16 protein-coding genes and 2 pseudogenes are annotated in these 21604 nt (G+C 71.7%); 10 read left to right on the top strand and 8 right to left on the bottom strand.

Annotated features, from left to right (window positions below):
• Positions 1-32 precede the first annotated feature (32 nt).
• The 3 genes from ABEB06_RS02575 to ABEB06_RS02585 form a co-directional block, all read right to left on the bottom strand.
• A complete protein-coding gene (locus ABEB06_RS02575; protein ID WP_345695115.1) occupies positions 33-2192 on the bottom strand; it encodes an MMPL family transporter in 2160 nt (719 codons plus the stop codon).
• A gap of 82 nt (positions 2193-2274) precedes the next feature.
• Positions 2275-2664 (bottom strand): DUF302 domain-containing protein, encoded by a 390-nt coding sequence (locus tag ABEB06_RS02580; protein ID WP_345695116.1) that lies wholly within the window; start codon positions 2662-2664, stop codon positions 2275-2277.
• Positions 2665-2694: 30 nt separating this feature from the next.
• On the bottom strand, positions 2695-3009 hold the full coding sequence (locus ABEB06_RS02585) for a rhodanese-like domain-containing protein (RefSeq protein ID WP_345695117.1): 315 nt from the start codon (positions 3007-3009) through the stop codon (positions 2695-2697).
• 126 nt (positions 3010-3135) lie between these two features.
• On the opposite strand from ABEB06_RS02585, the gene ABEB06_RS02590 reads away from it, so the two are divergent.
• The gene (locus ABEB06_RS02590) at positions 3136-3402 is read left to right on the top strand and encodes a hypothetical protein (protein WP_345695118.1); all 267 of its coding nucleotides are present in this window, start codon (positions 3136-3138) and stop codon (positions 3400-3402) included.
• Between the two features lie 538 nt (positions 3403-3940).
• Here ABEB06_RS02590 and ABEB06_RS02595 read toward each other — a convergent pair.
• From ABEB06_RS02595 to ABEB06_RS02605, 3 genes are all read right to left on the bottom strand, one after another.
• Positions 3941-5167: a DnaJ C-terminal domain-containing protein gene (locus ABEB06_RS02595; RefSeq protein ID WP_345695119.1), complete on the bottom strand. Its 1227-nt coding sequence runs from the start codon at positions 5165-5167 to the stop codon at positions 3941-3943.
• Between the two features lie 414 nt (positions 5168-5581).
• Positions 5582-8518 carry a cation-translocating P-type ATPase gene (locus ABEB06_RS02600; protein ID WP_345695120.1) on the bottom strand — a complete coding sequence of 979 codons (2937 nt, stop codon included), beginning with the start codon at positions 8516-8518 and terminating at the stop codon, positions 5582-5584.
• A 442-nt stretch (positions 8519-8960) separates the two neighbouring features.
• Entirely contained in the window at positions 8961-9602 is a 642-nt protein-coding gene (locus ABEB06_RS02605; RefSeq protein WP_345695121.1) for a TetR/AcrR family transcriptional regulator, read from the bottom strand.
• A 155-nt stretch (positions 9603-9757) separates the two neighbouring features.
• Between ABEB06_RS02605 and ABEB06_RS02610 the strand changes: the two genes are divergently transcribed.
• From ABEB06_RS02610 to ABEB06_RS02625, 4 genes are all read left to right on the top strand, one after another.
• Positions 9758-10774, top strand: coding sequence for a medium chain dehydrogenase/reductase family protein (locus ABEB06_RS02610; RefSeq protein ID WP_345695122.1), 1017 nt, complete (start codon positions 9758-9760; stop codon positions 10772-10774).
• A gap of 228 nt (positions 10775-11002) precedes the next feature.
• Positions 11003-11269: a hypothetical protein gene (locus ABEB06_RS02615; protein ID WP_345695123.1), complete on the top strand. Its 267-nt coding sequence runs from the start codon at positions 11003-11005 to the stop codon at positions 11267-11269.
• A 745-nt stretch (positions 11270-12014) separates the two neighbouring features.
• Positions 12015-13400: an erythromycin esterase family protein gene (locus ABEB06_RS02620; RefSeq protein WP_345695124.1), complete on the top strand. Its 1386-nt coding sequence runs from the start codon at positions 12015-12017 to the stop codon at positions 13398-13400.
• Positions 13401-13671: 271 nt separating this feature from the next.
• Positions 13672-13908 carry a hypothetical protein gene (locus ABEB06_RS02625; RefSeq protein ID WP_345695125.1) on the top strand — a complete coding sequence of 79 codons (237 nt, stop codon included), beginning with the start codon at positions 13672-13674 and terminating at the stop codon, positions 13906-13908.
• Between the two features lie 89 nt (positions 13909-13997).
• On the opposite strand, the gene ABEB06_RS02630 is transcribed toward ABEB06_RS02625, so the two are convergent.
• Positions 13998-14558, bottom strand: coding sequence for a hypothetical protein (locus ABEB06_RS02630; protein ID WP_345695126.1), 561 nt, complete (start codon positions 14556-14558; stop codon positions 13998-14000).
• Positions 14559-15336: 778 nt separating this feature from the next.
• Between ABEB06_RS02630 and ku the strand changes: the two genes are divergently transcribed.
• The 5 genes and pseudogenes from ku to ABEB06_RS02650 all read left to right on the top strand — a co-directional run.
• A complete protein-coding gene (ku, locus tag ABEB06_RS02635; RefSeq protein WP_345695127.1) occupies positions 15337-16317 on the top strand; it encodes a non-homologous end joining protein Ku in 981 nt (326 codons plus the stop codon).
• 513 nt (positions 16318-16830) lie between these two features.
• Positions 16831-17178, top strand: coding sequence for a rodlet layer protein (locus ABEB06_RS02640; protein ID WP_345695128.1), 348 nt, complete (start codon positions 16831-16833; stop codon positions 17176-17178).
• A gap of 251 nt (positions 17179-17429) precedes the next feature.
• A pseudogene (locus tag ABEB06_RS39235) lies at positions 17430-17700 on the top strand (transposase); the annotation flags it as partial.
• Between the two features lie 253 nt (positions 17701-17953).
• Complete coding sequence (locus ABEB06_RS02645; RefSeq protein WP_345695129.1) at positions 17954-18586, top strand: hypothetical protein; 633 nt, start codon at positions 17954-17956, stop codon at positions 18584-18586.
• Positions 18587-18634: 48 nt separating this feature from the next.
• Positions 18635-18811, top strand: a pseudogene (locus tag ABEB06_RS02650) (LysR family transcriptional regulator); the annotation flags it as partial.
• Positions 18812-18857: 46 nt separating this feature from the next.
• On the opposite strand, the gene ABEB06_RS02655 reads toward ABEB06_RS02650, so the two are convergent.
• Entirely contained in the window at positions 18858-21563 is a 2706-nt protein-coding gene (locus ABEB06_RS02655; protein ID WP_345695130.1) for a hypothetical protein, read from the bottom strand.
• Positions 21564-21604: the final 41 nt, after the last annotated feature.

The following is a 21604-nucleotide window of genomic DNA, read 5'->3' on the forward strand; positions in this document are numbered from 1 at the left end:
AGCGGCCCCGCCACCGGCGGTCGGCCTCCGGGTCAGCCGTGGGAGAAGGAAATCTTCGGCAGCACCCGGTCGAGCCAGGCCGGGATGCGCCAGGCCGCGCGGCCGGTCAGCCGGAGGATCACCGGCAGCAGGACGAGACGGACCAGCGCCGCGTCGAGCAGGACGGCGACACCGAGGACGATGCCCATCTCCTTGGGCGGCAGCGGCCCGGACAGGGCGAAGGTGAAGAACACCGCGACCATCACCCCGGCCGCAGCGAAGATCACCCGCCCGGAGTGGGCCAGCGCGCCGACCATCGCCTCCTTCGGGTCACCGCTGCGCTCGTAGTGCTCCTTGGCGGAGGCGAGCAGGAAGACGGTGTAGTCCATCGCGATGGCGAAGATCATGGCGAAGAAGAACACCGGCGCCCAGCCGTCCAGGAACCCCTGCGACTTGAAGCCGAACAGCCCTGCGCCGTGCCCGTCCTGGAAGACCAGCCGGGCCACACCGAACGCCGCACCGGTGGACAGCAGACTGGCGACCGTACCGAGCAGCGAGATCAGCGGCGCGCGCAGGGCCACCAGCAGCAGCACGAAGCCCAGTGCCATCACCACGCCGATCACCAGCGGGGTCTTCTCGGTCAGCAGGTGCTGCAGGTCGAGGTTCTCCACGGCCGCGCCGCCCACCAGGGTCTCCTGGGGAAGCTCGGCGCGCAGCACGTGCACGGTGTGCGCCAGGTCCGGGCTGGACGGGTCGACCGTGGGGACGGCCTGGATCATCGACCAGCCGGAACCGTCGGGGGCGCTCTGGGCGGGCATCACACCGGCGATGCCGGGCGTGGCGGAGATCCTCGCCGCGACATCCGCGGCCTGGCCGGCGGGGGTGACGACCTGCAGGGTGCCGGGAGCGCCGGGCCCGAACGCCTGTTGGACGGCGGTGTAGCCGGCCCGGGCACTGGCATCGCCCGGGATCACGGTGATCGACGGCATCGCGGTGCGCAGCCCGATCACGGGTGCGGCCAGGGCGATCAGCGCAGCGAGCGCGAGGGCGCCGTAGCGCAGCGGGTGCTTCCACAGCCGCTCGCCCCAGGCGGCGAAGCGCGGGGAGCGGTGCTCTCCGGCCTTCACCCACGGCAGGGCCAGCGAGTCGACGCGGTGTCCGAGCCTGCCGAGGACGGCGGGCAGCAGCGTCAGGGTGGCGGCGAGGACGAACAGGACGGCGAGCATGATGCCGCCCGCCATCGAGCGGAACGCCGGGGACGGCACCAGCATCACGGCGGACAGGCTCACCAGCACGGTCGCCCCGGAGAGCAGCACGGCCTTGCCCGCGGTGTCCATGGTCTCGGCCACCGCCCCGGCGCTGCTGAGCGAGCGCCCCATGCGGGCGCTACGGAAGCGGACCACCAGGAAGAGCGCGTAGTCGATGCCCAGCGCGAGGGCGAACATCATGGCGAAGTTCATCGCCCAGATGGAGACCGGGAACAGGTGGCTGATCAGGACCAGCGACCCGGCCGAGGCGGCGAGTCCGGCCATCGTGAGCAGCAGCGGCAGCCCGGCGGCGACCAGCGAGCCGAAGGCGAGCACCAGGATCGCGAGGGTCACCGGCCAGGACATGATCTCGGACTTCATCATGGCGTCGTGGTTGGCCTTGTTGAAGTCGCTCCACAGCACGGAGGCGCCGGTGGCGTGGACACTGATCCCGTCGGTGGACAGCTCGTTCAGCGGCCCCTTGAGGTCGTCGGCGGCGCGCACCATGTCGTCCGGCGACGCCTTCGCCCCGGCCAGCAGGATCGCGGTCCGGCCGTCCTGGCTGATCGTCGCACCGGGCTGCGGCGCCACGACGGTGGACACCCGCGGGTCGGCGGCGGCGAGCTCGCCGGCCTTGGCGATCACCTGCTGGACGGCCGGCTCGGTGACCGGCCGGTCGGCGGCCACCACGATCTGCAGGGCGGTCGAGGCGTTGCCGCCGAAGTGCTGCTCGGCGACCTGGCGGACCTTCACCGACTCCGAGCCGTCGGCCTGCCAGCCGGCGCCGGAGAGCGCCGAGGTCACCTGCGGCGCGAAGGCGCCGAGCACCGCCACGACCACCAGCCAGCCGACCAGGACGGCCTTGAAGTGCCGGACCGACCAGGTGCCGAGCCGGCCGAGCAGGCCGGGCGGTTGCGGGGGCGTCTCGGCGGCGGACCGGGCGGGGAGGGTGTCGGGGTGGTTCACGCGGTTCTCCCAAAAATACGGGCGGGGGTATGGGGAAGGTCGAAGAGAAGGGCCCGCGCGGGCGGGCCCGATGTCGCGCCGGTCAGCCGGCGAGGGTGTCCAGCGCCGCCCGGAGCCGGGCGGCGGCCTCGTCCGCGACGGTCACGAGCTCGGACTGCTCGGCGATCCGGACCATCAGCTGCGGGTCCACCGCCTCGACCACGGTCCGCCCGGCGCTCGCCCGCACCACCACGTTGCACGGCAGCAGCAGGCCGATTCGCCGGTCCGCCTGCAGGGCGCGGTGGGCGAGCGGGGGGTTGCAGGCGCCGAGGACCAGGTAGTCCTCCATCTCCTCGCCGAGCTTCGCCCGCAGGGTGGCGGCGACGTCGATCTCGGTGAGGATGCCGAAGCCCTGCTCGGCGAGGGCGGCACGGGTGCGCTCGACGGCCTCGGGGAAGGGCAGGTCGAGGGTGACGGGAATGCCGTAGTCCATGGTCAGCTCCGTTCGCGGGTGGCGGGAAGGTCAGGCGGTGCCGGCGGCCAGGTCACGGCCGGAGAGCGACCACGCGGCCACTCCCCCGGACACGGAGACGGCATCGAAGCCGGCCCGGGTGAGCAGTTCGGCCCCGACCCGGCTCCGATTGCCGGAGGCGCAGATCACCAGCACGGGGCCGGTGCGCGGGAGGCCGTCCAGGCCTCCCGCGAGCTGCCCCAGCGGGATCCACCGGGAGCCCGGGACGTGGCCGGCCGTGAACTCGAACGCCTCACGCACATCGAGCACCAGGGCGCCCCGCTCACGCGCTGCGGCGAGCGCTTCGATGTCGACTTCTTGCACCATGACCAGCCTCTCATTAATACCCCAGGGGGTATTTACACCCTACGACAACAGCACCGCGGAGCTCGGCATTCCACCGTCTCCACCGGCAACACCTCCGTCCTCAACCTCCCCTGCAACCCGAAGCCGGTGATTGACCCGACCCCCACGGCCACCTCCACCACGACGGGCGGTACCGGCAGTGCGTCCTCGCCGACCCTGTGCGCCCAAGGCGACAACACCCTCACCGCAACCGGGCTGAACCTCACCTACAACGGCGGCACCAGCGCCTGGCACCGCGTCGAGACCTACCGCTACTACGCCACCGACCCGGTCGCCGGCCGGGAGCACTACACCCAGGCCGCCGGCCTCGCCTCCGCCACCGGCGCCCCTGCAACCTCACCGGCGGGACCGTGAAGGCCGAAATCTGGAACGCCTTCGACAACGCCGACTCCACCCCGGGCACCGGAAACCTGACCGTCCTCGGACTGCCCGACAACTGACCCGACACCAGCACCAGGGCAGCACCGGGCCCGGACCTCCACACACGGGGCCCGGGACCGGTCACCTGATCGGCTCCCGCGGAAGACCGTGACCGCCTGCGGGTCGCCGCCAGTATCCCCGGCGGCCGTCGCGCCGTTGGTGTCGAGGACCTCGGTCCAGGACCCAGCGGCAGGGTGACGTTGTAGGTGCTGCCGGTGGGGTCGGCGACCACGACGGTGTCGTAGGCGCTCGGCGCGGCCAGGCCGGAGCTGGTGCGGGCGATGATCGGCGACGAGCACACCACCACTCGCGCACCGATCGGCCTCGGGCAACAGTTGCTCCACGCCGGCCGGGCCGACGCGACCGTCAACGAGCTGTCGATGCACGGGTGACCACGTCCGAAGAGGGACCGCGGCGCACACCTGCGCCGTGGTCCGTCCGCGTCGGCTGGCACCGGGCCCTCGGCAGCCGGTCAACCAGTCAACCGGTGCCACCACCGCCGCCACCACCGGTCACGCCCGTCCTCGGGGCCCGGCGCCGTGTCCTCCCGCGGCTCCGCGGCCCCTCCGGCCGCCCGGGGCACCACCGGTCCGGGCTCCGGGGCCGTCCTCAGGTCCCGGAGCTGCCGGTAGAGCCGCAACTCCTCCTCCCCGGGCCGGTCGGGGACCCTGACGTCCACTCGGACCCGCAGGTCTCCACGGCCGTGGCCACTCCCGCTCCGGGGCAGGCCCCGGCCGGCGATCCCGAGCACAGTCCCGGGCTGCGTCCCGGGCGGTACGCTCAGCACCACGTCACCGTCGAGAGCGGCCACGGTCAGCCGCGTGCCGAGCACCGCATCCGGCACCGTGACCTCCTCGGTGTGCCACAGGTCGGCGCCGTGCCGCTCGAACCGGGGGTCCGCAACGGTGCGGACGACCACGAACGCGTCTCCGTGGCGACCGCCGCCCAACGGTGGCGGCATGCCCTTGCCGGGCAGGCGCAGCGCGGTGCCCTCGGCGATGCCCGGCGGGATCCGCAGGGTGACGGACTCGCTCTGTTCCGCCGATCCCGAGCCCGCGCACGCCGGGCACGGCCGCTCGACGACCGCGCCGGTGCCGCCGCACGCGGAGCAGGTGGCCACCTGCCGCATCACCAGAGCTCCCCGGCGCCGCTCGATCACCAGGCTGCCCGTGCCGCCGCACCGTCCGCACGACCGGGGACGCGTGCCTGGCGCCACGCCCGATCCGCCGCAGACACCGCACGGACCGGGTCTGCGAACGGTCACCGTCCCGGTGCCGCCGCCCAGGACGGTGGTGAGCGGCACGGTCAGAGCGATCTCGATGTCCGCCTCGCGGTCCGCAAGGCGCCCGCGCCGACCTGTGAAGAAGCCGCCCGGCCACGCGTCGTCCTCGCCGAAGCCGGGGGTGCCCCCGCCTCCGAAGAGGTCGCCGAGGTCGAGCCCGGCCAGCAGGTCCTCGACGGAGATCCCGTCGAGGCTCGCCGTCCCGTGGCGGTCGTACTCCGACCGCCTGCCCGGGTCCGACAGCACCGCGTAGGCCTCGGTGATCTCTTCGAAGCGCTCCTGCGCGTCGGGCTCCGAGCTGCGGTCCGGATGGTGCGTGCGCGCCAGGTCCCGGAATGCCCGCTTGACCGTCTTCTGGTCGGCGTCGTGCGGGACTCCGAGGACCGCGTAGTAGTCCTTGCGGCTGGTCGTCGCCATACCACCAGGTTCGCTCCTGGCCAGGGGCCCGGACAGGGCCGACCGGCCCCGATGGACGGGGCGACCGACAGCACCCCTCCGGTCCTGGTGGACGTGGACAGGCCCACAGGAGAGGCCGGGCCGCCACCCGGCCCGCGGGGCGGCGCAGGCCCACGCGGTCGAGACCGGCCGCAGAGCTGATCGACGTTCCGCCGACTGCTCACCGGTCGTACCCTGCCACCGGGGCCGCGGCGGCCCCCAGCACCTGGCATCTCCCGGCAGCGCCGGCCTGTCCGATCCAGTCAACACACCGCTCCGGTCACGGTCACTTCATCGCGGCAGCTCGGGGACCGTCGCAGGACGACGCCGACTGCTGCGAGATTCCCCTCGACGAGAACCACCGCAGCACCCTCGAACTCGGCTCCCTCGACTTCTTCACCTGGGGCGGTGGCCGTGCTCGGCCGCGACGCGACGGGCGTGCGCGACGATCTCGGTGGCCGCGTGCTCCCCGACGCCGAGGGCGTGAGTCAGCCGGTGGGCGCTCCAGCCGTGCCGAGCGAGCAGGACCGGAAGCGGGTGGTGACCGCTCTCCTCGACCGGGGCGGGCGGCACGGGCTCGACGGGGAGCCCACCGGTCGGCACGGCCGTCCGGCGGCGGACCAGGGCTCGGCGCAGCTCGTCCGCACCCCAGACGAGGAACGGGAACGGCAGGACGGTGAGCAGCTGGGTGGGTGTGAGGGCGGCGGTGCCGAACAGGCGGTGCAGGGCGGGCAGGTAGACGATCGCACCGGCGAAGGCGAGCGAGAAACCGATGCCACCGAGCAGGCGGGGGTTGCTGAACACGCCGACGGCGCGCAGCGGCGCGCGGTCGGTGCGGACCGCGAAGGCGGTACCGATCTGACAGGCGACGATGCCGAGCCAGGTGACGGTCGTCGCCTGCTGCCACGTCGGGTGCAGGGCGGTGCCGGGTCCGACGTCGTCGCCGGGGTGCCAGCCGCCGCGAGCCAGGGTGAGGAAGTACCCGCCCATCACCAGGAAGGCGGAGATCAGCCCGAGGAAGCCCCAGGCGCGGGCGAGCATGGCGGGACGGATGACCCGTTCGGAGCGTGGTCGGGGCGGGCGGTCCATCAGCCCGGGCTCGGCCCGTTCACGGCCGAGTGCGAGCGCCGGGAGTGTGTCGGTGCCGAGGTCGACGGCGAGGATCTGCATGACCGTCAGCGGCAAGGGGACCGCTCCGCCGGCCAGCGCGAAGACCAGGAAGGGAACCACCTCGGGCACCGCGTGGGTGAAGATGTAGACGATGAACTTCCGGATGTTGTCGTAGGTGCGGCGCCCGTACTCGACGGCGGCCACGATGGTGGCGAAGTTGTCGTCGGTGAGCACGACGGTCGCCGCCTCGCGGGCCACGTCCGTGCCTGAGCGGCCCATCGCGACGCCGATGTCGGCCCGGTGCAGCGCGGGGGCGTCGTTGACGCCGTCGCCGGTCATCGCCACGGTGTTCCCCTCGGCGCGCAGCGCGTCGGCGATCCGCAGTTTGGCCTCGGGCGAGCTCCGCGCGAAGATCACCTCCTCGCGGCGGGCGAGCAGGGCGTCGAGCCGGTCGTCGTCCATCGTGTCGAGTTCGGTGCCGGTGACGATGCGCATGCCGCGATGGCCGATGCCGGCCTGTTCGGCGACCGCGGCAGCGGTGAGGCCGTTGTCACCGGTGACCACGTGCACGGTGATCCCGGCCCGGTGCGCCAGCGCGATCGAGCCGGCCACCTCGGGCCGGAGCGGGTCCGCCATGGCGACCAGGCCCAGCAGGCACAGGTCCTGCTCCGCGTCCTCCCGGCGCCCGGGGGCGGGTGCCCGGGGCTCCAGCGGACGGACGGCCACCGCGAGCACCCGCAGGCCCCGGGCCGCGAGGCGTCCGACGGTGCGCACCACCTCGGTCCGGCCGGCGGGAGTGAGGGGGCGCACGGTGCCGCGGTCGTACACGCGGGTGGCGTGGGTGAGGACCTCCTCCGGGGCGCCCTTGGTGTGCAGGACAAGTGTGCCGTCGGCGGCGTCCGCGGTGGTCATCAGCTTCACGTGCGGGTCGAAGCGGAAGAGCGCGCGCCGCTCGGCGTCGCGCACGGCCGGCACGCAGGGGGAGCCGACCCGCTCGGCGAGCTCGAGGAGCGCGAGTTCGGTCGGATCCCCGTGGCCCGCAGCAGGGTCGGCGGTGGTGCACAGGGCGGCGGCCCGGGCCAGGCGTACCACCTCGGTGCCGGCCTGCGCGGGCCGCTTGGCCGGGCTCTCCCCCGCCGGCGTCCAGACGGTGGTGACCCGCATCCGGTTCTCGGTGAGTGTGCCGGTCTTGTCCGTGCAGACGGCCGTGGTGGAGCCGAGGGTCTCAACCGCGGAGAGCCGCTTGACGACGGCGCCGCGCCGGGCCAGGTCCCGCACGCCCGCGGCGAGCGCAAGAGTGATGGTGGGCAACAGCCCCTCGGGCACATTGGCGACGAGCAGGCCGACCGCGAAGGCGACCGCGGCGGAGAGCGGGAGTCCGGCAGCCAGACCCATGGGGAGGAAAGCCAGACCCACCCCGACGGCGATCACGGCGATCAATCGGGCCACTCGCCGGACCTGCTGCTCCAGCGGACTCTCCTCACGCCGGGTGCGCTGGCTGAGCGCGGCGATCCGGCCCAGTTCGGTGTGCATCCCGGTGGCGGTCACCACGGCCCGGGCCTGTCCGCCGGTGCACGCCGCCCCGGAGAAGACCAGATCGCGGGCGTCCAGCAGCGGTCCAGGGTTGTCGGTGTCCTCCGCGGAGCGGAAGACCGGCACGGACTCGCCGGTCAGGGCGGAGAGATCGACCTGCACACCGCCCGACAGCAGCCGGGCGTCGGCGGACACCCGGTCCCCCTCCTCGACCACCAGGACATCACCGGGCACCAGTTCGGTCGCGGCCACCTCCCGGGGCCGGCCGGCCCGGACCACAGTCGCCCGCTCGGGCAGGAAGTCCGCCAGTGCCTCGACCGCCCGCTCGGCCTGCCGTTCCTGGGCGAAGGCAAGCAGCGCGTTCAGCACGACCACCGCCGCGATCGCCACCGCCAGCGCCGGTGTGCCACTGACCACCGCCAGCACGGCGGCAAGCGACAGCAGGATCGCGAGCGGCTGGGTGAACTGCTGCGCTAGCTCGTGCGGCCACCGTCGCCCTCCCCGGCGGGTCAGGGCATTGGGCCCGTGGACGGTCTGCCGGCGCTGTACCTCACGTTCGGACAGGCCGTTCGGCGAGGTCCGCAGGTCACGGAAGAGCAGGCCGAGCGGCTCGCGCGGGTCCGGGGCGTCGGGCCGCTGCTCTTCTTCCGCCTCCCGGACCGCGCCCGGGCGCTCCTCGGACGCGGTCACCGCCGACCTCCAGATGTCCGGTCTGGTACCTCCGCTTCCATGGTCCGCCGCCGGGCCGATCGCCAGCAGGGCCTGTCGGCCCACCCGGTCGCGGCCACCCGGCGCCGAACTCCCGCGGCCGAGTGGCGCCTCCGGCGCAGCGGGCGCGCGGGTCAAGGGAGGGTCTGTTCGACCCAGAGGGTCCTCCCCCGGTCGGGAGGCCGGACGCCCCAGCGCTGGGTGAGCTGGGCGGTGATGAACAGGCCGCGGCCGTTCTCGACGACTGCGAACCGAGCGTTCAGCGGGCCGCGTCCGCCGCCGCAAAGGAAAGCGCTGGGCTGGCCTCCTCGTCCGTTCAGCGCGGTCCCTACCGGTGGCGCAGCGCAAGGATGTCGTCCGGCAGGTGCCCGTGCTGTTGGCCGGCGGCGCGGACGTCGAGCCGCGACGTGACGGGACTGCCGCGTCAGGGGCCGGTGAGGGCGTCCACCTCGGCGGCGTAGAGGCGGGCCGGGTCGAAGCCCATGCCGGCGAAGTGGCCGGCCAACTCCAGGGACAGCACGCCGTGCAGGCGGGTCCAGAAGGTCACGGCGCGGCGGAGCACCGAGGACGGCGCGGGGTGGTCGCCCGCCCAGGCGCGGTGGTCGTCGAGGTGCTCGTCGAACTCGGTCGGGGTGAGCGGCAGCCCGGCGCAGGCGTCGAGGAGGACGGCCATGATCTCGCCGGCGATCCGGGTGGTGTCCTCCGGCGCCTGGTAGCCGGGCACCGGCGTGCCGTAGACCAGCAGGTAGCGCTGGGGGTCGTCGAGGGCCCAGGCGCGCAGGGCGCGGGCCAGTGCGGCGAGGTCGGCACCGGCGTCGCCGTGGGCCCGGAAGGTGTCGGCGAGGCTTCGGTAGGCGTCCCGGACCAGCTCGGTGATCAGTTCGTCGCGGTTGGCGTAGTACCGGTAGAGCGCGGGGCCGCTCAGGCCCATCCGCTTGGCGATGGCGTTGAGGGACAGCGCGGATGCTCCGGCGGTGGCGATCTGCTCCCACGCGTGCTGCTTGATCTCGTCCCGCACCTGGGCGCGGTAGCGCTCCCGGGGGGTCTTCGCGTCCGGCTCCGCCACTGCCGCCTCCGAACCTCGGCCGGCCTTGGCGCCGACGTTCAGTTAGAGGTTATCACTCTTCTTCTTGACTGTTACCGAAGCATGGAGTTATAACTTCTAACGAACGCAACAGGGTGTTCGAAGCGTGGAAGGGGACGGTCATGGAGACCGACCGCATGACCCAGGTCGTTCTGCCCGGCATCGTGGCGCCGGAGGGGCTGGAGATCCGTCACGGCCGGGTACCGCAGGCCGGCCCCGGCCAGGTCGTCGTCGCCATGGAGGCGAGCGGCGTCTCGTTCGCCGAGCAGCAGATGCGCCGCGGCCGGTACTACGACCAGCCGCCGTTCCCCTTCGTCCCGGGCTACGACCTGGTCGGACGGGTGATCGCCACCGGCGCCGGCGTCGACCCGGACCTGGCCGGACGGCGGGTCGCCGCGCTGCTGAAGATCGGCGGCTGGTCCAGCCACGTGGTGATCGACGCGGCGGACGCGGTCGACGTCCCGGAAGGGCTCACCGCCGCCGAGGCGGAGACGGTCGTGGTCAACGGCATCACCGCCTGGCAGATGCTGCACCGCCGGGCGCGAGTGCGGGCCGGGCAGACGGTCCTCGTGCACGGCGCGAGCGGCGGCGTGGGCTCCGTCCTGGTCCAGCTCGCCCACGCGGCCGGCGCGGCGGTCATCGGTACCGCGTCCGCCCGGCACCACGACGCCCTGCGGGAACTCGGTGTGATCCCCGTCGACTACCGCGGCGGGAACGTCGCCGACCGGGTACGCGAACTGGCGCCCGGCGGGGTGGACGCGGTCTTCGACCACGTCGGCGGCCGCAGCGTGATCGACTCCTGGCAGCTGCTCGCCCCCGGCGGCACCCTCGTCGCCTACGGCAGCGCCTCCACCCGCGACGACAGCGGCTCCAAGCAGTGGCCGGTCCTGAAGGTCCTCGCCCGCACCTGGCTCTGGAACGCCCTCCCCAACGGGCGGCACGCGTACTTCTACAACATCTGGGCCGGCCGCGCCCTCGGCCGGGACCGCTTCCGTGACCGCCTGCGCACCGACCTCACCGAGGTCTTCGGCGCCCTGCACCGCGGCGAGATCACCGCCCGCATCGCCGCCCGCCTCCCGCTCGCCCGGGCCGCCGAGGCGCTGAGCCTGGCGGAGTCCGGCACCGTCACCGGCAAGATCGTCCTGACACCCTGACACCCTGACGCCCTGACACCCCTGCCGCGGCTCGCCGCCGCGGCGATGAACGGCCCCCGCCATCGGGGTCGGCCGGTCCTCGCCGGTGCCCGCACGGGGTCGCGGCCCACCCGTGCGGCGTCGCGACGGGGCCGTCCGGGCCACCGGGTTGCGGGTGGGGCGGGTGGGCACGGTGACGGCGGGCGGCCGCAGGAGTGCGGCCGAGGGGAGGACGACACGGACAGGGCATTGATCACCGCGATCGCGGCTGCGGTGGTGGGTGCGGGGACGGCCGGTTTCGCCGGGTGGAGGGCATCGGCAACCCGTACTGCAGCCCAGGCGGCCGTGCGGCAGGCATCGGCAGCGGAGGCCCAAGCGGCTGCGACACATGCCCAGGCGGCGGCAGCAGAGGCCCAGGCCGCCACCGTGGCACGCCGGCTCAGCAGCATCGAGCACGATCAGCGCGCCGCGCGGAGCCCGCTCTTCGCGATCGACGACTTCCACAGGTCCGAGTGACAGGTGCTCGGGCTTGTGGTCCGCCAGATGACCGGCTCGGCAATGGAGTCGGTGCAGGTCGGCTCCGAAGGCGACGGCGTGGGCGCTGTACACCGGTCACGAGGGGAACCGGCTCAGGAGAACCTCGTAAGCCGGTCACGGGAAGAACCGACCCAGCAGAACCCTGCCTCACCGCACCTTCCGGCAGACCTGGGCCCCATGGCGCCCGGAGCCGTTCAGGAGGTCTTCCTTCCCGTCGGGAACGATTTCGAGGGCGACATCTTCCTGCACTTCGACTGCCGGGACCGCACGGGCGGGACCTGGACGGCCTCAGTCGACCGCGAGGCAGCCGCCCCCGCTGTTGGTCGCTCCGTTGACGGGGTCGCGGGTCAGGTGCCGTGCCGGCCGGGAGGACGGATAGCGCGGGCACCAGCCGCGGAAACCGCTCGGACAGGTCGGTGCCGCGCCGGGGGCACCAGCCGCACGACATGGCCCGGCAACACGTGGGCGGCCGCCCGGATTCCGTCCTTCTCCCGACTGCGGCACGTCTCAGCAACCGTAGGAGGTGGAGTTTCCGGTTGGGGCGGTTGGGGCGGTTGGTTCGCCGGTGCCCCCCGGGCTTGAGCGGAGCAGCGTGCTCGACTCCCATTCACGACGGGGAGCGTGGTCCCGGTGACCCGTCGGTCGGCGGGTGAGGACAACCCCCGGGCCGGTCGGAGGGTGTACCGGATGGCCCGCGGTACCGGCGTGCGGCCAGAGTTGAGCCATGATCACCACGCGCAAGTTCCTGCTGGCCGCGCTGCTCGTCCCTCTCGGGGCCACGCTGGTCGCCACCTCCACCGCTTCCGCCGCCGCCCCGTCCGCCCCGTCCGCTCCGTCCGCTCCGTCGGTCCCCTCCGACGCCGCAGCGTTCCGCTCGCCCGCGGCTGCCCTCGACCGGGTGGCTCACCCGCTGCGCACCACCGAGCCCCGGGGCAGCCTGGCCGATCTGCGCCCGTTCGGTGCGATGGTGGGCGACGCCGAGGTGGTGGGCGTGGGCGAGGCCACCCACAGCTCGCACGAATTCGTCACCGTCAAGCACCGTCTCTTCCGCTACCTGGTGGAGGAGAAGGGCTTTCGCACCTTCGCCTTCGAAGCCGCCTGGAGCAGCGGACTGCGGATCGACGCCTACCTCACGCGCGGTGAGGGTGACCTGAAGCAGATCATGGACGAGGAGTTCCAGGGCACCTACCACTGGTGGAACAACGCCGAGAACCGCGATCTGCTCCAGTGGATGCGCGCCTACAACGTCAAGCACGCGGACGACCCGGTGCACTTCGTCGGCGACGACAACGGCTTCGCCGGCCCCGGGCTGTACGACAAGGTGAACGCGTTCGCGGCCGCGTCCAGCCCCGAGCTCGCCGCGCAGATCGCCGATCTGTACCGAGGCCTGCGGCCCACCACCAGCGCCGAGACCTACGTCAACGACTACTTCTCGAAGCCGCTCGCCGAACGCGAGGAGCTCGCCGAACGGACCGGGCGGGCGGTGGAACTGCTCAAACAGCACCCCGGCGCCGGCGCCGACGCCCACGTCTGGGCCCTCCAGCACGCCACCGCGATCCACCAGATGACCACCCTGTACGCCTTCGACTGGGACGACCCCCAGAACATCCCCGCCGCCATGCTCCACCGCGACCGCGTCATGGCGGACAACGTCGCCTGGTGGCAGCGGCGCACCGGCAGCAAGATCATGCTCTCCGCCCACAACACCCACGTCGCCCTCAGGACCTACTCCCCCGCCAGCCACCCCCGTGTCCAGGGCGAGTTCCTGCGCGAGCAACTGGGCGCCGGTTACCTGAGCGTCGGCCTCGCCTTCAACCAGGGCGCGTTCAACGCCTTCAACCACGACGGCGTCCCGGAGCGGTTCACCGCCGCCCCCGCCGTCCCAGGCACCGCCGAGTACACCCTCGACCAGGTCCGCTACCGCGACTACGTCGTCGACCTGCGCAACACCCCCACCGCAGCCCGCACGTGGCTCGCCGAACCCCACACGATCAAGAACATCGGCGCCACCTACCCCGGCATCGCCGACGCCCCCCGGATCCGCCTCGCCCAGACCCATGACGTCCTCATCCACCTCCAGCAGGTCCAGGCCGCCCACATGCTCAACTAGCACCGGACAACCACCCGGCCCTGCCCGAGCGTTCAGGGGGGCGTGGGGCGATGCTCGCCGCTGCTCGGGCAGGCTAGAACCTGTCGGCGAAGCCGGCGGCCGCGCGGCCCGTCCAAGCACCACGCCGCTGCGCGGCACGGCCGAGGCGAACCGCTTCGGGCGGCCTGCCGCACGCCGTGGCGTTCTCACCCGGCCGGCGTGTCGGGGTCGGGCTCGCCCAGCAGGGGGACGTCCCCGGTGCCGAGGTCGGACAGGCGCGCTCGTGGACGCGATGGCTGCCGAAGTCGCGAGCGCACACGCCCAGGGCGACCTCGCCTGGCCACCTGCCGCGGTCTACCCGGAGGACGTCATCACCCGCCACCGGGCCTTCACCGCCCGCCACCGCTCACTGCGGCCGCGCGAGGAGCACCACGAGCCCACCGCCCAGGAGTGGCGCGGCTTCCTGGACCACTTCGAGCTACGCGAATGGGTGCGCTGTGATCGCTTCCGGCGTTGGAACGGCTCCTGATCCTCTCGGCCGTGCAGTCCGGCCGCTGACGTCGCAACGCATCGAGGCGCACACGGGCAGATACCGGTTGCGGGCGGCCGCCCGTGGTGTCAGCCGAGGTCGCGTGGCCCGCGAGCGACGACGGGTGGGCGACCGTCCTCCGGCAGGACGACCAGGAAGCGCCAGCGATCGTGCTCCACGTTCGCCACCCCGGGACGCGCCGCTGCCGCCAGAGCCTCGGCGGCGGGGCCGGCGCCGTCGGTCAGCCCGTCGAGCCTGGCGTAGTGCTGCGCCACTGTGGAGGGGCAGTTGAGCCACACGGGAACGTTCGCGCCCTCGCGAAGGGCGGCGAGCAACTCGTCACGGATCTCGCTCCGAACCGATTCCAGGACACGGTCGTGCAGGCGCTCCTGGACGCACGGCTGCGTCGGGGCCGATTCCGCCTCCTCGCGGCACCGCGGGCACGACCGCGGGTCGTCGGGGACGAACAGGCTCCGGACGCGGGCGATGCGCCGTTCCGGGATGCCGCACAGCGTCCCGTCCGCGCCGCCCGCATGCTGGACGCCGCGGAGGTGGGGGAGGCCGGGGACGCGGTTCGCCAGGCAGGCGCCGAATCGGGCCGACTCTCGGGCCGTGGCGAAGGACCAGCCGCCGTTCGGGGGATCAATCACGTGCACGAGGATGGCACAGCCCCCTCTCGTCCGACCCCGGCCGTCGCCATCGAAGTTTCGAGCCGATCGGAACCCGCCGACGGCGTGTCCGCCGGGTCGACCGGTCGACCGGAGGCTCCGGCCTGGGAACCTGGCGCAGCAGCTCGGCCCCCTGGCCGCGGCCTTGCGCCGGTCGGGGTGGACAGCGCGGCGTCGTAGCGGGCGACGGCTCGCTCCAGGGCGGCCTGGGGCGTGGGCAGGTCGGTTGGGCTTGACCCGCTTTGACGGATACTCCTGATCAGGGGGTTCGGCCTCGGAAGGACGATGTCCGTCCTGGAGAGCACGGGAAGAAGAAGCCGCGTCCTCGCCGCTCGTTCACGCCGGAGTTCAAGGCCGAGATCGTCGAGCTGTGCCGGCGTGGTGACCGCTCCGCCGGACGTGACCACGATCCAGAACATCGTTCCGACCGTTGCCGGCAGGTGCCGCCAATCCGCTATCCGCGAGCCGTCCACCCCACTTCGTCTTCCTGTCCGGGGCGATCCGAACACCCGCCCCCCGATGGCAGGAAACGTCCGGAGCGGCGCGGCCGACAGTTCCGAGGCAGTTGCTCGGCGTCTTCCGGACACGCGCGAATGCTTGTCCAGGGGCCTGACGCACCCTGCCCATCGAGCGGGGAAGCTCCACGAACGGCCGAACCCCATCGGCCGCGATAGCCAGGCCGACCAGTCGGAAATTATGATCGATACCGCCGAGCGAGTGTCACCACCGGCGGACGTCAGCGGGGCACGGAAAGGCTGTCATGACTGGACCAGTGTGGACCGGCGTTCTGACCATCGGGCTCATTACGCTGCCAGTGGCGCTCCACAAGGCGGTGGAATCCCACGACATCGCCTTCAACCAAATCGAACGCGGAACTTCCGATCGGGTCCGCATCCGGTGGGTGAATGAGCGGACCGGCACCGAGGTCGATTTCCGTGACCTCGTGAAAGCATTTGACGCCGGCGGCGGGGAATATCTGGCCATCGAACCCGAAGAGCTCGAAGAAGCCATCCCGGAAAAAAGCCGGAAAATCAAGGTCACTGAGTTCGTCAATTTCTCCGACGTATCCCCCTTGTACTTCCGGGCCTCCTACTACCTCGACCCGCGGGGGAAAGGTCACGCCAAGATCTACCAGCTGCTGGCCTACGCAATGGAGCGCTCGAACCGGGCGGGAATTGCCACGTTCTCCATGCGGGACAGGATGTACCTGGCCGCAGTACACGCCGAGAGAGGACTGCTGACACTGCACACCCTCTACTTCCCGGACGAGGTGCGCGACCCGCGCCGCGGACTCGACCACATGCCCGCGGAGGAGCGAAAATTTACCGATGACGAGTTCCGCATGGCCGAGCGACTGATCGACCTGCTCACCGTCGCCTGGGACCCGTGGAATTACACTGACGCGCGCCATGAGCAGATCCGCCGCACCGTCGAGGACAAACTGGCCAACCGCGAGATCAACTCGCTACGTCAAAGCCTGGCGTCCCTCGGCGGGACCGTCAGAGGACCCGGACGCGGGGAGAGCCGTTCGAGGCCCATCGCAAATGATGCCACCACAAAGGGGAGCGGCGGGCGGGGCCGCACAGGAAAACCCGGCCGGCGAAAAGGAACGGTGCATGAGGACATCTCCGGCCTGACCAGGAAAGAGCTGTACAGGCGCGCCCAGGAACTGCAGATCCCCCATCGGTCGACCATGAATCGCCAACAACTCCACGACGCCCTCCTACGGGCAACCCGGTGAGCCCCTCCATCCCGAGTTCTCGCAGGTGACGAAGGGTGTGGACGGCGCGCTGGTCTCGGCCTCCGTGGGGCGGCCGTGAGGTGGCCGAGACGGTCCGCAGGCGCGCCAGGCGGACGGAGGCCGCATCGCCACCCTGTCGGTCCTGGGTCCCCGGGACCGGTCCACAGGTCCTGAGCAGTGCCCGAGCCTCGGCGAGCGTCGTCATTCCGCTTCGCGCGCCACGGGAGTCGTCTGCCGTGGCAGGGCAGGCCTCGCGATCGGCTCCTCGAAGGGCGAGCTCTCCACTGGGCGGCCGCTCGACGTGCTCGCCCATCGGCTGGTCGGCGGAGAGCTCGGAAAAGGGCTGCTCGGGCGCAGGCCTGGCGCCGTGATCACAGCCGCCCAACTTGTTCCATGGGGCAGGGGCGTTCCTTTCGAAAAGGTTCACCCTGTCGGCTCAGCCACTTCGGGCAGTGCGGCGCGTTGAACCTGTCGATCCGATACACACCCCCTGCCTTGAAAGGGAACTCCCCCGTGCTCAAGAAGACGCTCGCCACCGTCGGCATCGCGGTCTCCGCGGTCACCATGTCCGCCTTCCCGGCGATGGCGATCGGCGACTCCGACGGCTCCGCCACCTCCCTGCAGGGCAACGGCGGCACCAACGCCACCGGCACCCAGGGCAACCACAGCCCCAACACCCACACCCTGGACAACCCGAACCTCTGCCTCCCCGAGATCCACAACATCGGCGTCGGCGCTCTCATCGGCCTCGCCGTCCCGATCGAGGCCAAGGTCCTGAACAACAACCCGCAGCAGACCTGCGTCGTCGGCCAGAACACCGTGGGCAGCGGCGACGGTGGCGTCAGCCACCTCATCGGCTGACCCCCCCGGATCCCGGCACGCAGGACCGCGGCACCCCCGGCCAGGAAAAGGGACACCGCGGCACCCGGCCGGAATCCCGCAGGAACTGATGGAGACGGGTCTGGGGTGCGGCCCGGCGCAAGCCGGGGCCGCACCCCAGACCCGTCGCTGCTCGTTCGTCAGTATGGAATGTCGCGTCCACAGCGACAGGCGGGGCCCACTGCGGTCCGCATGTCTCTGAGACATGCCTCAGCCCGGAGAAGGACGGCTGGCGCGGTCTGCGGTGGATCGTGCAGGTCAAAGGCCTTGCCACCGCCCATCCGGTCCATACCGTCACATGCCAGCCGCCCCATGGCGGACTCGGCCCCAAGCCCGTGCCCAAGCCCCCGCTACCGCACCCGTCCGGTTCCGCTGGCCGAGCACGTCCGGGCCGCAGGTCGGAAAGCGGCCCGGACGGTGACCTGGCGGCGCGGCTCCCGCGACCAGCTGACCTCGACCTTCGTCGTCCTGCGTGTCCGCCTGGCAGGCCGCCGACCACGGCTGGCACAAGCGCCTCTCTGGACGGAAACCTCGAGTTCCTGGGAGGCCTCCGATCGTGAGGCGGATCCACGACGGAGTTCTCGCAGCTCAGTGGCCATGAGTCGGCACCATAGTAATCGCGACATGTGAGGCCAAGGCATATCGGCCGGCTTCGCTCGTCCGTGGTCGCCAGCAACTTCAGTGGGACGGCTCCTAGCGGCGGCAGCAGGTCAGGAATTCGCGTGTCCTCTGGGTGAGGCCGTGCGAGCATCGGCGGGTGATCGACGATGAGGAGCTGTTTGCCGCCGACCTGATCGGGAGGCGACTGCTGAAGGCGACCACGGCTTGGCATCACTACGCTGACGACGATCCGTCGCTGGTGTACCTGTGGCTTCACCTGGAGGGGCTGGGCCCGGTTCTGTTCCGTACGCCCTCGACCGGCGTGTCTCTGCGGGCCGACCAGCCGCACGGTCCGTACTCGATGGAGGAGTACGGAAGCGTCTCCGTGATCGACGATTCGCCGGATGTTCCGGTGACCCAGTTTGTCGGGCAGACGATCCGGTCAGTTCGGCAGATCGACTACAACGACGGCCGTGTCAGCTTCACGGCCGGTCTCACCCTCCAGTTCCCCGGCGGAAGCGTCCGCCTGATCGGTCTCGTGGACGACCTCCTCATCGCCCACGACCAACATCTGGGCGCTGTCGAGGCCCACCTGCACGAGGATGTGACCCTCGCGCGGGTGGTGCAGACCTCCGGGGGCTGCCCGTCGCAGTGGGACGTCTGGACCAGCTGGGACGTCGGAACCAACGGCGGCTGGCTCGAACTCACCGACTTCCTCGCCATGGCCGGCTTGGAGCTGGCTCCGGAAGCCGAGCTCCACACCACACCGCCGATCGACCCGAAGGCATGAGAACGACGGCCACGCCCCCCAGCCGCGACTACGCGATCACCGCGACGTACCGCGGTGAAGGCGGCGGCCGTCCGCGCCGCCGGCCCGGCCGTCCTGAGCGAACTCGCCGTCGCCGAGGAACTCGCCTCCCGCCGGCTGGTCGCAGTCCCGGTGGCGGGCGTCCTGCTCCGCCGGGACCTGCGAGCGGTAAGGCCCACGGGCCACCGCCCAGCGGGCCCGGCCCGCGCCCCCTGTCCCCGGCGCCGGGTGGCGAGCGGTGTCCCGGCCGTGGTCACAGAGGTTCGTCCATGCGGAGGTTCTCGGAGATGTAGCGGAAGTAGGGGTCCTGTTCGGATTTCCCCGGTCGTGTAGCGCCCGGCGGGAACTGTCCGGACGACCTGTCCGTCGTCCCCGCCCACCATTCGTCGACGATGGACGCCTGCTCCTCCAGCCCGTAGTGCCGCCACGGCTCTCCGGCGGGCCCGTAGCGGTAGGCGGTGTAGAGGTCGCCGCCAACGGCGGCACTCGTGAAGGCGCGGAACAGGTCGACCGCGCCCTTCCAGAAGTACTCGAGCTTGAACGACTTGTGTGCGATCTGCCAGGCGTGCGTGAGTTCGTGGATGAGAGTCTGTCCGGGCTTCGAGGTGAAGGGCCACACCGTCGGCGGAAGAGTCCAGTTCAGCGGACTGTCGAACCCGTCGCCCAGGTTGACGAGGATGGTGCCGTCGTAGGAAGGGAGCGTCACCGGACTCCCTCCGGGCCCCGACATATTGGTGAGCCGGATGCGGTCCCACGGCAAGGTGTCCCCGAAGACCCGCTCGGCTTCCGCCCTCTCCGGCGGTTCGAGTGGCCGGTGTCCCACGAGAGCCTCGCCGATGAGCGCTCCGCCGATGAAGGCCGGGATGACCAGGGCGGGACTGACGAGGAAGGCGACGCCACCGGCCACCAGGACACCGGCCAGGCCTCCCGGTCCGATGATCGGGGCGTCGGCGATGTCGCCGATCTCGCTGCCGACGAAGGACAGGCCGGCCAGGCACTGCCCGGCGGGCCCGAAGGGGAGGAGCAGCGCGTTCGCGACGGCGAATTCCAGTACGTCGCCGACCAGCTCCGCGCCGCCGCCGACCAGGCCGATCATGTCCGAGCTGCGGCTCGCCGCGATCGAGCCCCCACGGAAGTCGGGCCACATGTCGGCGATCACCTGAGCGTCCGCGGGCTCGTCCCAGTCGAGCTGACGCGGGCCGGGCGTGTCGGTTCCGTACACCCGTCCCGACTTCTGGTGGATGACCGCCACGGCGCGGCTGCGCGACTGCAGGACGGCTCGGACGGTGAACTTGTACGAGAAGAGTCCCGTGGCCCGCATGAATCCTTTGAACCGCGCCGATCCGTCACTGTTGATCACGAATTCGGCGCGCCCGGCCAGCGGGACACCCGCGGGAGTGATGATCGGTTGCGAGAACGTCCTCGACTCGGGCCGTTGAAGGACGGTCAGCCGGAACACCGCGGTCCCGCTCTGGCCGTGGCCGGCCTTCCAGCGGATCTCCACGGGCTGGCCGGACACGAGACGGGCGTTGTCCGGATCGACGTCGATGCGGAGTACACGCTGCACCTCGGTGTCGGTGGGGCCCAGAGACAGTGTCGCCGATTCCATCCGCACGCCCGGCGGCAGCGGACCGGGGGTCAGCTCGACCTCCTTGGAGCCCCCGCCGGAGAGCACGGCGACCGTCAGCAGGCCGGATGATCCTGTGGGCACGCCGATGACGGTCGGGCTCACCCGCACTTCTGTCGCGCTCGGGACGACCGTGACGTGGAAGTCCAAGGTGGTCGTGAGAGCGTCCTCCGCGCCTGCGGCGCTGAACAGCGCCACCAGCCGGAGGTCGGCCGGGCCCAGGGGCGCGGTGGGCGAGACGGACATCGGGATCCACGTGCGGACCTTCGCCTGGGGCCCGTAGACCAGAGGCGCCGGCGGCGGCAGGCTCACGACGTCGCCGCCTCCCCAGAGCTCGAACATCACGTATCCCGCGGTGCCGAGTCCCGAGGACACGGTGACGTCGAGCCCCGCACGCGCGGCCCGGGCGAGGGTGAACCTGTCCTTGTCCAGGGAGACCGACACACTCTGGACCACCGCGGTGACGGGGACGGTGACGGGTTTCCACTGCGGGGCGACCAGCGCCACGTGTGCCCGCTCGACGCCGCCGCCGTTCTCCGGGGCCCGGCACGCGACGTTTACCCTGACCTGGTTCCCGGACGACACCCGAACCGGGTCCGAGCCCGTGGCGTGCGCGATCTGCACCGTGCGGCTGAAGCCGTTCTCCCGCACCACGTCCAGCTCGTCCTCGGTCATGCCGTCGAGCAGCCCGAGATGCAGGGCCTGTTGATAGGTGAGCTGTTGCTCCTTCTCGACGAGGATCTCCGAGGAGCGGATGGTCCGCTCACCGCCGATGAGACAGGCGCGTACGTCGGCGCCGGACGGAGCGCTGTCGATCGAGAAGGAGGGGTTCCTCTCCTGGCCCGGGTCGAGCCAGACACTCAGCTGCTCCTCCGAGACGTGCGGTTCCACGCCGTCGCCGCCGATCGCGAAGTACAGCGGCAGCTCACTGGTCGCAGGGCCGGACAAGTGGGCGACCAGGCGCCCCACGTGCCATTCCTCCGCGCCGTCACCGGACGTGTGCTCACACACGAGTTCGATGTCGACGTCCTGATCGGGCTCCACGGGCACGGACTGCGCACCATGGCCTCTGACGACGACCCGGGTGTCCTGGACGACGTGCTGGGCCGGGTCGTCCTGCTGGTCCTCGGGCAGTTCGTGGATCTCGTCGGCCGTCAGGTGCCGCCAATAGGTCTCGGAGACGACTATCTCCCCTACCGAGACGAGTGGATCGATGTCCTGGACGTCGAGGGACATGTGTCCGGAGGGAGGATCGGTCAGCCGGACCCATCGGGTGGTGGATGAATGAGGCATCATCCGTGTGCAGATCAGACTGGGATCGAACGCAGACATCGCCGCTCCTCGACCGATCGCCTACCTACCACTCCAGTCTG

Origin of the sequence: Kitasatospora terrestris, from assembly GCF_039542905.1 — a bacterium.
GTDB classification, from domain to species: domain Bacteria; phylum Actinomycetota; class Actinomycetes; order Streptomycetales; family Streptomycetaceae; genus Kitasatospora; species Kitasatospora terrestris.